This window comes from Paraburkholderia solitsugae (assembly GCF_013177695.1).
GTDB lineage: Bacteria > Pseudomonadota > Gammaproteobacteria > Burkholderiales > Burkholderiaceae > Paraburkholderia > Paraburkholderia solitsugae.
Window position 1 is genome coordinate 246,152 of sequence record NZ_WOEY01000065.1, and the last position, 13,946, is coordinate 260,097.

The 13,946-nt window shown below is 63.8% G+C and carries 8 protein-coding genes and 1 pseudogene; 2 read left to right on the plus strand and 7 right to left on the minus strand.

Going from position 1 to position 13,946, the window contains the following annotated elements; all coding sequences use genetic code 11:
* Positions 1 to 51: 51 nt before the first annotated feature.
* Entirely contained in the window at positions 52 to 744 is a 693-nt protein-coding gene (locus GNZ12_RS16960; protein ID WP_172311710.1) for an HAD family hydrolase, read from the plus strand.
* Between the two features lie 25 nt (positions 745 to 769).
* Here the strand turns inward: GNZ12_RS16960 and GNZ12_RS16965 are convergent.
* Positions 770 to 1,162: pseudogene (locus GNZ12_RS16965) on the minus strand (carboxymuconolactone decarboxylase family protein).
* 296 nt (positions 1,163 to 1,458) lie between these two features.
* On the opposite strand from GNZ12_RS16965, the gene GNZ12_RS16970 reads away from it, so the two are divergent.
* Positions 1,459 to 1,707, plus strand: coding sequence for a hypothetical protein (locus tag GNZ12_RS16970; RefSeq protein WP_172311712.1), 249 nt, complete (start codon positions 1,459 to 1,461; stop codon positions 1,705 to 1,707).
* Between the two features lie 88 nt (positions 1,708 to 1,795).
* On the opposite strand, the gene GNZ12_RS16975 is transcribed toward GNZ12_RS16970, so the two are convergent.
* The 6 genes from GNZ12_RS16975 to GNZ12_RS17000 form a co-directional block, all read right to left on the minus strand.
* Positions 1,796 to 2,365, minus strand: a complete 570-nt coding sequence (locus tag GNZ12_RS16975; protein ID WP_172311714.1) for a peroxiredoxin — start codon at positions 2,363 to 2,365, stop codon at positions 1,796 to 1,798.
* Positions 2,366 to 2,703: 338 nt separating this feature from the next.
* Positions 2,704 to 4,089 (minus strand): cysteine--tRNA ligase, encoded by a 1,386-nt coding sequence (gene cysS, locus GNZ12_RS16980; protein ID WP_172311716.1) that lies wholly within the window; start codon positions 4,087 to 4,089, stop codon positions 2,704 to 2,706.
* Positions 4,090 to 4,360: 271 nt separating this feature from the next.
* The gene (locus GNZ12_RS16985; protein ID WP_172311718.1) at positions 4,361 to 5,044 is read right to left on the minus strand and encodes a GNAT family N-acetyltransferase; all 684 of its coding nucleotides are present in this window, start codon (positions 5,042 to 5,044) and stop codon (positions 4,361 to 4,363) included.
* A gap of 27 nt (positions 5,045 to 5,071) precedes the next feature.
* A complete protein-coding gene (locus GNZ12_RS16990) occupies positions 5,072 to 6,409 on the minus strand; it encodes an aminotransferase class I/II-fold pyridoxal phosphate-dependent enzyme (protein WP_172311720.1) in 1,338 nt (445 codons plus the stop codon).
* Between the two features lie 42 nt (positions 6,410 to 6,451).
* A complete protein-coding gene (locus tag GNZ12_RS16995; RefSeq protein WP_172311722.1) occupies positions 6,452 to 7,366 on the minus strand; it encodes a UDP-3-O-acyl N-acetylglycosamine deacetylase in 915 nt (304 codons plus the stop codon).
* Positions 7,366 to 13,946, minus strand: a 6,581-nt coding sequence (locus GNZ12_RS17000) for an SDR family NAD(P)-dependent oxidoreductase (protein ID WP_172311724.1), incomplete at its 5' end; no start/stop codon positions are given. The genes GNZ12_RS17000 and GNZ12_RS16995, both read right to left, overlap by 1 nt.

Here is a 13,946-nt window from a genome sequence, read left to right on the forward strand (position 1 = left end):
GCCGGTGAGGTATCCTTGCCGGTTCCGCGACCTCTATCCGTACCCTACCCGATGGCCGATTTCCCTTTCGACGCCGTACTCTTCGACTGCGACGGCGTACTCGTCGACTCCGAACCCATCACCAACCGCGTGCTGACCGATATGCTCGGTGAGTTGGGCTGGCATTTGAGCCTCGAAGAGACGATGCAAATTTTCGTCGGCAAGGCCGTCAGGGATGAAGCCGCACTCATCGAAGCGCGCACCGGCTTCGCGATTACGCCGGATTGGCTGATGCAGTTTCGCGCGCGCCGCAATGAGGCACTCGATCGGGAGCTGGTGGCGATTGATGGCGCGGCGTCGGCCGTGCGCGCGCTTTACGCGGCACTCGACGGACGCATCGCTGTCGCGTCGGGCGCCGATCGCATCAAGGTTGAGTTGCAACTGGTGAAGGCCGGTATTCTCGACTGCTTCGAAGGGCGTATCTTCAGCGGCCACGAAACACCGCGCAACAAGCCCTATCCCGATGTCTATCTCGCCGCGGCCGCGGGGGTGGGCATCGAACCGCGACGTTGCGCTGTGGTCGACGATACCGTCACGGGCGTGACTGCAGGCGTGGCCGCCGGTGCCACAGTGTTCGGCTATTGTCCGAAAGAACTGAGCCACAGCAGCGCGACGGCCTTGCATGGTGCGGGCGCGGTTCACGTCTTCCGGGACATGGCCGAATTGCCCGCCCTGCTCGCCGGATGGCGCGGCGTGCAGGGTTGAGGACACGCGTCGTTACTCGACGACGTTACTCGAAGGCGGGGTCGATCGGCACGCGATATCCGACCGCGAGGCGGTTGCTCTCGTTCGCCATACCGACCACCGCCAGCAGCTCGCCGAACATCTCGTCGGTCATACCGGCGCGGCGGGCCGCAGCCGTATGGCTCGCGACGCAGTACCCGCAGTTGTTCGTTACACTCACCGCGACGTAAAGCAATTCCTTGATCAGCGGATCGAGCGCACCCGGTGCCATCACATCCTTCAGACTGTCCCACGTGCGCGCGAGCGTAGGCGGATGCTGGGCGATGTATTTCCAGAAGTTGTTGACGTCGTCGACCTAGCGGGTCTGCTTGATGTCGTCGTAGACGGCTTTGACTTCAGGCGAAGCTGTGGAATATTCGACGGCTTTAAGCTGGCTCATACCTCCTCCTTTGCTTGCTAATGGAAATCGGCGATTCGTGCGCAAGTGGCGCAGGGTTGCCCATTGTGCCCAGAATTCCGCTGGGCGTAGCGAATGTTCGCAACGGCGTAGCTGTTGGTGGTGCACCAACACCGTAGCGTCACGAGTCGGCGTATCTCAACCATATTGCGCTCGCGAGATCGGTAGATGTGGACGCCATACCGCTTTGCGGTGGATGGCATGGTGCGTGCAATGGGAATCAATGAGCGCGGCGGTACCCGGGCTCACTGTCAATCCAACCTTGCCGGAGATCCACCATGAAAGCGCTAGTTCTCAAAGATTTGCCCCGCGTCGATGAACTCGACCGCTCGGCTTCGCAATCCGTCCGCGGCGGCATCGCCTGCCTCACCCGGGAAGCACCGTCTGCTTGCCCTGGCGGGATAGTGCCGCCTGTTGTCGTTCAGCGCGGCTGGGAGTGTCCGCCGGTTCATTGGGGTTGCGGACCTGTCCATGTCCCATACGGCAAGCCGCCTTGCCACTCCGAGCCGGTGGTGGTGCCACTTTAGGCAACGCGAGAAAGTGCACGAAGATAGACGGGCGAGCATGGCGGCCCGTCTACTTTCATCGCCCCGCCTTTCACGCACAGATCGACGTTCAATCCTGTCGATGTGTCTTCAGCCAGGCGAGCACGTCAGCCGCATTCTGATCAGGCGGAAACACCGGATAGAAAACTTTTTCGATCACACCGTGACTGACGATCATCGTTAGCCGCTTAAGCAAGGTCATACCGGCCGCCTCGAAGGTCGGCAAGGACAGTGCCTCGGTGAAGCGCAAACTCAGATCGGACAGTAACGGAAAAGACAGGTGAAGGCGATCCACGGCCTCGCGCTGTCGCGCTGGGTCCTGGGTAGAGAGTCCGAACAGATAAGCCGCCCCGGCGTCTCTAAGTTCGTCTGCATGATCACGGAAAGCACAGGATTGCGGCGTGCAGCCCGGGGCACCCGGAATCGCGAGCCAGCCCTCAAGGAGCGGGGCGTCCGGCTTTTTCTTCCAGGGATAGGCGTAGATAACCGTTCGCCCCGCGAGGTTGCTCAGCTGCACCGCTTCGCCACTGGTCGAAGTCAACGCGAAATCCGGCAAGCGGGTACCTTCCAGATGACTGGCCGCGCCATCGTCAATGGGTACAGGTACCGTCGACCAGTCGACCACCATCGTGTTCGTCATTTTCCTGCTCCTTCGGTGAGCCGGCAGACAGAAGAGGCGCACTAAACAAAAAAGCCCCAACCGGTGCCGGCGGGGCTATGTGACTTGCGTTACAGCGAACTTCTAGCGCGTACACATCCCCCATGGCTCGCTCGAGTGAGCGTGCGCGTGATGGTGAATCGCAATCGCGATGGATGTGACGGTTTGCATGACGATAGAGTGTGCCTTCGTGTTAAAGGGCTGTCAACGGATAGGTCTTTTGCCGATTCTCAATGCGTGAAGGCGTACCCCGTTTGCGTCGCGCGATGATTGCGGCGGCAACCGCCGTACCCAGCTTGCGCCGCCACGTCCGGATATCGCTACTTCGCTGTATCGAGCGGACGCAGTACTTGCCCGCTCGCGCTGTCCTCCACCAGCCAGTCGGCCGCCAACAACACTTCACGCAGACGGTCAGCCTCGCTCCACTGCTTGAGGGCGCGAGCCTTCTCGCGTGCCTCGGCAAGAAGCGCGATATCCGCGGGCACCGTCACGGCGTCCTCCTGCCAGTCGGCAAGCCGTAGTCCGAGCACGGCGTCGAACCGATCGACCGTCGCTCGCCGTGTCGCCGCCGGAAGATCGCTTCTCACCACGTCCCACAACACAGCAAGCGCGCGCGGCAAGTTCAGATCCTGATCGACCTCGGCCTTGAAGCGGGCCACCAAACTCAAATCAGGCGTACCGCCTTCCGGCCACTGCACATAAGTTCTGCGCAAGCGGTCCAACGCGGATTGCGCGGCATCGAGCGCTTCCGGATTGAAGCGCAACGTGCTTCGATAGTGCGCGCCCAGGCATAGGTAGCGATACGCGAGCGGATCGATGCCGCGCTCGATCAAGGTTTGCAGGCGTACGAAGTCACCGCCCGACTTCGACATCTTGCCGGCGTCCAGCGTGAGGAAATGGCCGTGCATCCAGAAGTTCGCGAGGCGGGTTCCATAGCGTGCCTGCGTCTGCGCGATTTCATTGCTGTGATGCACGGCGATGTGATCTTCTCCGCCGCAGTGAATGTCGAACCACGAACCTAAGTACTTCGCCGACATCGCCGAGCACTCGATATGCCAACCGGGAAAGCCTCGTCCCCATGGGCTGTCCCACTCCATTTGCCGTTTCGTGTCCGGTGGACTGAATTTCCACAGCGCGAAATCCGTCGCGTGCTGCTTCTCTCCCAGTGCAACACGTTTGCCGGCCTGCAACCCGGCTGCATCGAGACGCGCGAGATTGCCGTAATCGTCCTGTTGACTCGTGTCGAAGTAGATGCCGTCGGCTGTACGGTAGGTGTAGCCGTTGCGCTCGAGTTCGGCGATGAAATCGATCTGTTCGTCGATGTGATCGGTCGCACGGCACCACACTGCCGGCTCCAGCAGGTTCAGCGCCTGCCAGTCGCGCATGAAAGCCGCGGTATAGCGCTCCGCGATCGCCCACGCCGATTCGCCGGTGCGTCGGCTGCCCTTCTCCATTTTGTCTTCGCCTTCGTCTGCATCGGAGACCAGATGACCGACGTCGGTGATATTGACAACATGCCGCACGGTGTAGCCGTTCAAGACCAGCACGCGGCGCAGCACGTCTTCGAACACGTAGGTTCGAAGATTGCCGATATGTGCGTGGTCGTACACCGTAGGGCCGCAGCAATACAGGCCCACGCGGTCCGCTTGAATGGGCGTGAAAGCGCGCAAGGTGCGCGACCAGGTGTCGTACAGGGCGAGCGGCATTTGAATTCCTGTGGTGTCGAGCGCGTTAGTGGACGTAGAGGCGGAACATAAAGCGAAGGGTAAAAAAACGAAAACGGGCGGACCAAAACAAAAAAGCCACCGGTCTTGTGACGGGTGGCCTCAGGGATACGGACGTGTATAGATCGACTCGCTAGACGCAAGCTCCCCTTGGCAGGCTGCAACAGCATGCGCGCAAAGAATGCGAACGGGAAAGGATAGAAGCGGTCATGGAAACGATCCTAACGCGGGTTTCGAAGCAGGTCAATCCCGATCAAATCCCGCGCATCAGTTGCATCCGCACCGATTCGAGTTCGCGCGGCAAACGGTGTGAAATCGGCGCTCGGCGCGGCAACTCGACAAAGCCCAGGCGTTGATACAAATCGTACGCACGCCGATTGCTCACCAGTACGTCCAGTACGATCTGCCGATCGGGTTCGTGCTGCATCAGGCCCGCGCGCAACGCATGGGTAAACAGCGCGCTGAACACGCCCGTACCCCGCATCTGTTCGCTCGTCGCGCAATGTGCAATCAGCGTCTGCGACGACTTGGGCGCGGGCAATTCGCTCTCCAGCACCAGCCCACGCAACAACATTCCAACCGTGCGACGCACGCCGAAAAACATCAACAGCATGAGCGCGACATGGGGATCGTCGAACCAGATGTTCCGGCCGTCATGCATGGCAAGCACCGCTATCACCTTATCGTCACCCGTCACGGCGACGCTGTGCCGCCTGAAAGAGAAGCGGCCGTGCTTCGACGTGAAGGCGAATTCCAGAAACTCGATGCACCTGTCGTCGGATTCACCGAGAAAGAACCCGAACTCACGCACGCCCGAGGCGAAGATCAACGGTGCACACGCGTCGGCGTCTTCCGCTCGCGCGGGGCGGAACTGCAATGCGCCCGATTCCCGGCCCTGATGCGGCGCGCGAGCGTGCTCTGATTGAACGGCGTACATGGCGAGTGTTCCTCTGAGTGCTCGTCGTTAACGAGGCAGGCGCTTGAGCGCCGCAATGGTTTGGCTGATCTGTTCCGGCTCATGCGTCGAACAGATGAAAAACCGCAGACGCGCCGCCTTCTCTTCGACAGCAGGATAGAAAATCGGCTGCACGTTGATGCCGTCCGCAAACATCGCGTTGGCCCACTGCGCCGCCTTCAAGGTGCTGCCGGTAATGATCGGCACGACCGCATAACCCGCGCTTTTGCCGGTGTCGAGACCGGCTGCTCGCGCTTCGTCGAGAAACTGTTTGCCACGCGCGCGCAGCAGCGCCACCCGTCCGGGTTCGGCAATCAACCGTTCGAGCGCCGCGAGCGACGCCGCCGCGAGTGCGGGCGCGAGGCCAACGCTATACAGAAAGCCAGGCGCGAGATGCCGCAAGATATCGATCAGCGCCTGCGAGCCAGCGATAAACCCGCCGCATCCCGCCAGTGTTTTGCTGAGCGTGCCCATCCAGATATCGACATCCCCGCTCGCCACGCCGCAATGCTCGCGAACGCCTTTACCCTGCTCGCCCAGCACGCCAAGCGAGTGCGCCTCGTCGACCATCAGAAACGCGGCATGCCGGCGTTTGATGTCGACGAACTGCGCCAGATCGGGGATGTCCCCGTCCATGCTATACAGGCCTTCGATCGCAATCAGCACGCGCCGGTAATCGTGCCGCACACGCGCGAGCAGCGCGTCGAGCGCCTGCCAGTCGTTGTGCGGAAAGCTCAACCGTTTCGCGCCGCTCAGTTGCGCGCCTTGCACGATGCTGTTGTGCGCGAGCGAGTCGTGCACAATCAGATCGCCGGGACCGAACAGCGAGCCGATCACCGTCACATTGGTTGCATGACCGCTCACGAACACGACGCAATCGTCCACTTCGTACAACGAGGCGAGCGCCGCTTCGAGTTCGCGCTGCACGGGCCGTTCGCCCGCCACCATCCGGCTTGCCGACGCCGACGTGCCATAGCGGTCGATCGCCTCTTTCGCGCACGCGGACACGAGCGGATCGCCGGCAAGACCCAGGTAGTTGTAGTTCGCGTAGTTCAGATACTGCGTGCCGCCGATCTGGGTGGTCGCGCCTGCAATACCTTCGTGCACGCGAAAAAACGGCGACTGCACCTGCAGCTTCTCGCCCATCTGCCGCAATATTTCGACCTGCTGATAACCTGGCATAGTCTCGAAGCTGCACAGCGCAGCGCGCGAAGCGTCCTGCGCCGCGCGTGTGGCACCGGCGGGCAACGGCGCGCCCGGCGTCTGCGCCTCTTCGGAGACGCGTTCCAGTTGCCGCATCAACGCCTTCGCGGCGAGTTGCTGGCGAATGTGATCACCCAATCCCATGCTGTTCAGATAACCCTGTGAGGTGCCGGCCAGATATCGATATCAAGCCGGAAATTCGGCCCATTCCCACGCGTCGCGCGTGGCGAGCAGTTCGGCAACCAGCCGGTAGTTCATTTCATGGCTCGGTCGCAAAGCAGTGACGCGGCCGAGCAACGGCGCACCGGCCATCGCCATGTCGCCGACCAGATCCAGCACGCGGTGCCGCACGAATTCATCGGGTACGCGCATCCCGCCCAGCACACGATTGCCGACGATCGCAGCCGTGCACGATAAGCGCGCGCCGCGCAGAATCGGCATGCCGCGCACGTAGCCGGCGAAAATCGCGGGGATGGCCCATTTGACGCGTCCGTATGAACGCGACGGTGCGATTTCCTCGGCAAAACTCGCGGGCGTTACCGTACCGTCCCAGCGCAATGCGCCGAACCCTTTGAGGTCGTTACGCACACCCATTTCATAAGCGGACGACGGTTCGATCGAGATGCTGCGTTCGTCGCGCGTGCGTTCGCCATCGGCAATCTTCACGGCACGCAGCACGCGAATGAAGCGCTTGGCGTGCGGCAATTCGATCCGTCTGCACGCACGAATCGCCTCGATCCACGGCTGTGCGCTGCCATCCAGAATCGGAACTTCTTCGGCATCCAGTTCGACCGTCGCGCGATCGATTTCGCAGGTCAGCAATGACGCCAGCAGGTGCTCGACAGTGCGCACACGGACGCCATCGGCGCTTTCGAGCATCGTGCAAAGCGGCTGGCCGCGCCGCAACGCCGGACTCACGGTGAGCTCAGCCAGCACGCCCGCGCCCTGCATCCGCCGGAACACGATGCCGCGCGGGCCATCGGCACCGGCCGGAACGATCCGCACGTTCACGCGCCGTCCGGTATGCAAACCGTGACCGCTTAACACCAGCGGCCGCGCGAGCGTCCCTTCACGGCGGCTCCAACCTGCGGGGGCGTTCATCAGACGAGCTCCGTCGCTGCTTGCGTCGAAGCAGGCGTTGCCGTGTCTTGTTGCCCCGACAGCGCACCGGCGACATCGGCCAGCGCATGAGCGCCGACATCGAGCGCATGTTGCGCGGCAACTGCCGCCACCTGGGCCGCGACACCGTTTGACTCGGCCGCATCGTCTAGCGTCTGGATCGATTCGACGATCCGCTGCGCCAGCGAATGCACCGTTGCGCCTTCGGCCATCGTCATGATCGACAGCTTGACCTGGAAGCTCTCCTCGACAGCCATGCCGAGCTCCATGCCCATCAGCGAATCCATGCCCATGTCGAGGATCGAGCGGCCGGTTTCGATTTTTTCCGGCGACATGTGCAGGATGCGTGCAATCTGCGCCTGCAAGGTTTCTTCGACGAGGTGCAGCGCATCCGCGAATGCCAGGCCGAGAATCTGGTCGCGCATCTGCGCGCCGCCCTGACGTGCCGGCTCGTGACTGCCGCGCGCATGCAGTTCCGTGTAGCGGCGAGCGCGCGCCGCCGGCATGCCGAGCGAAAGCGCCTGCCAGTCGAGCCGCACCACCGCCTCACCCGCGTTCATGTCGACGATCGCGCGTTCCAATGCGGCGAGCGCTTCGGCCGACGTAATCGACAGGCCGCCAATGCGTGCCTGCAGCGCTTCGCGGGTTTCGGCATTACGCGCGAGGAAACCGACGTCGTCCAGCGGACCCCATGCCATATAGGTGCCCGGCAAACCGGCCGCACGACGCTGACCCACCAGCGCCTCAAGGAAGGTATTGGCGGCCACGTAGCTCGACTGCCCCGGATTGCCGAGGAAAGTCGTCGCCGATGAATACACCACGAAGAAATCGAGTTTCGCGTCGCGCGTGGCGCGGTGCAGGTTCCAGGCACCGGCCAGCTTCGGCGCGAGCACCGCGGCGAAACGCGCGTCGTCGAGATTACGCACGAGACCGTCGTCGATTACCATCGCCGAATGGAGTACACCCTTGAGCGGCTTTCCCCGCGCGGCGATATCGACGAGCAGTGCGTCGAGCGCGGCTGCCTCCGTGACGTCGCAGGCTGCCGTGTGCACCTGGGTGCCGTTTTCTTCGCGCCAACGCGCAGCCTCCGCGGCGAGCTCCGGTGCAAGCGCGCCTGAACGGCTCGCGAGCGTCAGATTTCGTGCGCCGCGCGACATCATCCAGCGCGCGGTGGCAAAACCAAGCCCGCCCGTGCCGCCGACGATCAGATACGCCGCTGTCGGATCGAGTTGCAGCGTGCCGACGCTGGCCGTCGCGCGCGACGGGCTCGGCGTACCCGCCGGATACGTCACGAGGATCTTGCCGATCTGACGCGCCTGCTGCATGTGACGGAATGCTTCCTCGACGCGTTCAGCCGGGAACGCGCGATACGGCAGCGGATGCAGCACGCCGCCCGCGAACAGTTGCATGACCTCTTCGAACAGGCGCGCGGTCAGATCCGGCAATGCGCTCATCAACTGGTCGGCATCGATGCCGAAATAGCTGATGTTGTTGCGGAACGGACGCAAGCCGATACGGCTGTTCTCGTAGAAGTCGCGCTTGCCGAGTTCGAGGAAACGGCCGAACGGACGCAGCGTGTCGATGCTACGCACCATCGCTTCACCGGCCAGCGAATTGAGCACGATATCGACGCCGGCACCTTGCGTGCGCTCACGGATTTCATCGGCAAATGCAAGGCTGCGCGAATCGAACACGTGGTCGGCGCCGAGCAGACGCACGAATTCGCGCTTCTCGCGGCTGCCCGCCGTTGCAAACACCTCCGCACCCAGGTGGCGCGCAAGCTGGATCGCCGCGATCCCGACCCCGCCGGCCGCACCATGCACCAGCACGCGCTCGCCGCGGCGAAGTCGCGCCAACTCGCACAACGCGTAGTAGGCCGTGAAGAAGGTGGTCGGCACCGTGGCCGCCTCTTCGAAGGTGAGACGTTTGGGCTTGTGAGCGATGGCCTCGGCCTTCGTGCGCACGTGGCTCGCGAACGAAGCCGGCGCGAAACCGAGTATCGCATCGCCCGGCGCGAAACGCCGCACGTCCCGGCCGACGCGCGCGACGCGCCCCGACAGTTCCATGCCGATCGTCGCGCCGGCAAAGCCGTTTTCGACGGCCTCGTCGGACAGCAGACCCATGGCGTACATCACGTCGCGGAAATTCAGACCGGTTGCAACCGGTTCGATTTCGACTTCATCCGCCGCGAGTTCGCGTTGCGGCAGCGCGAACCATTCAAGGTTGCGCAGCGAGCCGGGCGATGCAAAACCGAGCACCGCCGCTTCATTCTGCGGACGTACCGAGGCAGCCGATTCGCTGCGCAGTGCAGCGCTCGCCGCAGGCAGCATACGCGGCACATAGCGCCCCTGTGCAGTGAGCAGCACTTCTTCTTCGCCGTCAGACGCGAGCAGCTCGCGCACCAACTCGGCGCCTGCATCGCGGCACTCCGGCAATACGTCGATCAAACGGCACGACAGTTCCGGATGCTCGTTGGCCAGCACACGGCCGAGCCCCCACATCGCCGCCTGCTCAGGACGCAGCGTCGCGGCATCGGCGAACGGTGTGGCGACCGGCGCACCACCGCGCGTCACGATCCACAATTGCGGCTGCATCACGCCGGCAACCGCGGCGAGGTCACGCACGAGTTGCGCCAGCGCGAGCGTGGTCTGCTGCTGGACTTGCATTACCTCCGCGCCATCCGCATCGGCGGACAGGACGTGATCCGGCGCGACAAATACCACGTGATGCACACGTCCAGCCGGCGCGGCCAGCTTGCTCATGTCGTGACGCAACGCCGCGAGCGTGCTGCTCGACGTCGTGTGGCCAGCGGCCTGCAAGGCAGCGTTCAGAGTCTCGTCGACGCCGGTTTCCGCTGCGTACAGCAAGGACCAATGCGCAGACGGCGTCTGCGCTTCGCTTTGATTGCCAGCAGAAGCGACCGCATACGGCTCGCGAGCGACCATCAACGTCGGTGCGCCTTCGAGATCCAGACCCTGCTCCGTATGCCGCGTGACCTGTTCGAAGCCCGCTTCTTCCAGGTGTTTCGTCAAGGCTACCGGCGACAGCCATGCCGCGCGGCGCGCATTGGCATGCGCGGCATCCGCGTCGAGATCGAACACGATATCGGCGAAGCGGCTATTGCGCGGCTCCGCGATCACGACCAGCGCGCCCGGCGCGAGCCAGCCGCGCAGCGCGGTGAGCAGTGCACGTGGTTCGGTCTGTGCGGCAAGCACGTGGCTCGCCACGACGATGTCGTAACGCTCGCCGGTTTCGATACCCGACAGGCGCGGTGCATCGCCGAACTCAATGTTGGCGATCCGGATAGACGGATGCTCGCTCGCGTCGAAGCCGCTCAACTGCTCATGCGTGCCTGCAATCGTGTAGTCGCAGCGCGACACCGGCACGTGAATCGCGAGCGGCTGCAGCACATCGCTCGACGGCGAATCGAGTTCGAGCACGCGCAACCGGCGCGATTCGCTCCACCCTTCGATCGCGCGATGCAGGCAGGCGCCGGTCAACGCATTGACGTGCGCCCACGTCGGCGAAGCTTCGAAGAAGTGCTCGACCAGACTGCTGCGCGACGGCGGCAGGATCTGCGCGCCGCTCACTTCGCCGCGCAACACGGCAGGTAGCGCTGCGCCACAATGCGCGAGCAGCGTCAATTCGGCCACGTGCGCTGGCGACTGCGCAAGCAGGTCGCGCCAGAGTTCGTCGATGCCCGGCAGATTCTCGCAAGCCGCGGCGTCTCGCACCAGACGCGTACCGTCGCGCTGCGCCAGACCGTCTTCAACGACGATCTGCACGAGACGCGCCAGCAGTGCCGGATGCGCACAGTCCGGCAGTGATGGTTGTGCAAACACATTCATCGCATCGAGCGCGTTCAGTGCATAGGCGCTAGCAAGCACGTCGAGCAGCGGCAGCATTTCAGTCAGATGCGTCTGTCTGCGCGACAGATCTTCCTGCGTCGCCAATACCCCGGCGGCGTCTTCGAGCAACGCGGCCGGATCGGGCAACATGCGTGCGTCGAGGTCAGCAGCAAGCGGCTTGGCCTCGACGACATACGCGTAACGTGCCGGCGCATGCTGACGGCGCCCCATCAGATCGACGCGGCGGAAACGACATGCGCCGAGCCGCGCGACGATCGCGCCGTGCTCATCGGCGAATTCGAACGATGCCACCACTGAATGCGGACTGCGCCGTTCGATCCGGGCGACCACGTAACGAATCGCGTCGCCGCGCAGATAGTCGATGCGTCCGATTTGCACCGGCACATAGGCAGCGTGTTCGATCTCAGCCTGGTCCGCCGATGCGAGCAAGGCGAACAGCGGATGGAAGCCGCTGTCCATCAAGGCCGGATGGAGCGCATAGGCGCTCAGTTCGGCTTCGGGTTGCGCGAGTATGGCGGGGACTTCCACTTCCGCAAGCGCCATGTCGGCGTTCGCGTCGACGTGCACTGCACGCACCCATTGGAATGCCGGACCGTAGCTCAAGCCGATCGCGGTGGTGTTGGCATACAACGTGCTGCCGGACATGGCCGGTTGCGCGAACAGATCGGTGAGCGTGGTAGCCGGCAGCGTGCTCGCGTCGCCTTCCGTACTCAGCGCGCAACCGCTCGCCAGCAAGCGACCCGTGACGTTCAGCGACCACGCTTCGTCGGACATGCGGTCGCGTGTTTCGATCGTGAAGTTCGCGGTGCGTACGTCGACGGTGAAGCGGAACAGTTTCGAATGCTGCGGCTGGAATACCACCGGCAGACGGATTTCGAGGTTCTCGACAGCGCAGCTTTGCGTGCCGAAATGCACGCGCGCGGCTGCAAGCGCCATTTCGACGTAGCCCGCGCCAGGGAACGCCACGCCACCATCAACCACGTGATCGGCCAGCATCGGCAGACCGGCCGGATCGAGCTGATTTTCCCAGGCGAGTGCGTGTTCGCGCAGACGGTAACCGAGCAGCGGATGTTCGCGGCGGCGATTGACCAGGTTGTAAGCCTCAGCGGTCGGGCCGAGCCAATAGCGTTCGTGCTGCCACGGATAGGACGGTAGCGCCGCGCGTGCGCTCACCGGTGCGAAGCGTTCGACGTCGACGCGTGCGCCGTTCGCGAGCATCGTGTAGATCGCGTGGTGCAGCATCTGCGCGCTATCGTGATTGCGCTTGAGCGTCGGCAGCGAGCGGCCGGTGAGGCGGACGTCGTCGAGCGTCTGCGTCACATAGCTGCGCAGAATCGAATGCGGGCCGACTTCGAGGAACAGGCGCACGCCGGTCTGGGCGACCTGCGCCACGGCATCGCCGAAACGCACCGGCTCGCGGATATTGCGCCACCAGTAGTGTGCATCGAGCGCAGTGCCCGCGAGTTCTGCGCCCGTCACCGTCGAGACGAAGCTACGCGTTGCCGCATTCGGCGCAAGATCCGCGAGGCCCTGCAGCACGCTCGGCTCGATCGGGTCCATCTGACGGCTGTGGAACGCGTAGTCCAGTTCCAGCATCTGGAAGAAGCGACCGCTTTCCTTCACCGCGGCTTCGAGCACCTGCAGCGCGCCAAGCGGGCCTGCCAGCGTGACCGCTTGCGGGCTGTTGACACCCGCGACTTCCACCGCGTTGTCCACGCCGAGTTGCGCCATCAGCGCACGCATGGCGGCTTCGCCGAGCCCGGCGGCAGCCATTCGGCCCGTGCCGCGCGTGCTTGCCTGAGCGCGGCTGCGAATCTTGATCACGTGAACGGCCTGCTGGAGCGTCAATGCACCCGACGCCCAAGCCGCAGCGACTTCGCCGACGCTGTGCCCGAGGCACACGTCATAGTCGACGCCTCGTGCTTCAATAACGCGCACTACGCCCACCTGAATCGCGAACAGCAGCGGCTGCGCGTGCTCGGTTGCTTCCAGCGTGGCGGCGGTGGCGCCTTCGCGCAGCACCTCGACCAGCGAGGCACTGCCGTCGGCTCGCCACAGCGCGTCGAGTTCGTCGAGCGCGGCACGGAATACCGGCTCCTGCTCGAGCAATTGCTTACCCATGCCGGCCCACTGCGAGCCGTTGCCGGAGAACACCAGGGCGAGACGTGCATCGTCACCCGGGGTTTCGCCCTGCACGAGTGCCTGTTCTGTTTGATCCGGTGTCGGCGTGGCTAGCGCGGCGAGCGCCGCCCGCGCTTCGGCTGCGGTCGACGGTGCGATGATTGCGCGATGCTTGAGCCACTGGCGGCGATGCGCCGCGTTCGACGCCAGCGTGCTCCACGGCGTGCCGTTGTCGAGCCTCGACAGATAGCGTGCGGCCAGCGCGGGCAGCGCGGCTGCGGTGCGAGTCGACAGGATCAGCGGCGACAGTGCCGTTGAGGCGCTTTCGGCTCGTGCGCTGGCATCTGCTACCGGTGCTTCCCGCAAGACAATGTGCGCATTGGTGCCGCCAAAACCGAACGAATTGACGCCGATCACCAACGGTTCCGAGCCACTGTCGAGCGGCGTCAGACGATCCACGACACGCAGCCGGCCGCCGACAAAATCGATCGCCGGATTCGGCGTTTCGAAATGCAGCGTCTTCGGCACCGCGCGGTGCTTCAGGCACAGAATCGCCTTCATCAGCCCCGCCA

Bases quoted from the DNA above. Each gene is read 5' to 3' on its own strand.
- GNZ12_RS16975 (WP_172311714.1), bottom strand. From the start codon at position 2,365: ATGACGAACACGATGGTGGTCGACTGGTCGACGGTACCTGTACCCATT.
- GNZ12_RS16990 (WP_172311720.1), bottom strand. From the start codon at position 6,409: ATGGGATTGGGTGATCACATTCGCCAGCAACTCGCCGCGAAGGCGTTG.
- cysS (WP_172311716.1), bottom strand. From the start codon at position 4,089: ATGCCGCTCGCCCTGTACGACACCTGGTCGCGCACCTTGCGCGCTTTC.
- GNZ12_RS16985 (WP_172311718.1), bottom strand. From the start codon at position 5,044: ATGTACGCCGTTCAATCAGAGCACGCTCGCGCGCCGCATCAGGGCCGG.
- GNZ12_RS16970 (WP_172311712.1), top strand. From the start codon at position 1,459: ATGAAAGCGCTAGTTCTCAAAGATTTGCCCCGCGTCGATGAACTCGAC.
- GNZ12_RS16995 (WP_172311722.1), bottom strand. From the start codon at position 7,366: ATGAACGCCCCCGCAGGTTGGAGCCGCCGTGAAGGGACGCTCGCGCGG.
- GNZ12_RS16960 (WP_172311710.1), top strand. From the start codon at position 52: ATGGCCGATTTCCCTTTCGACGCCGTACTCTTCGACTGCGACGGCGTA.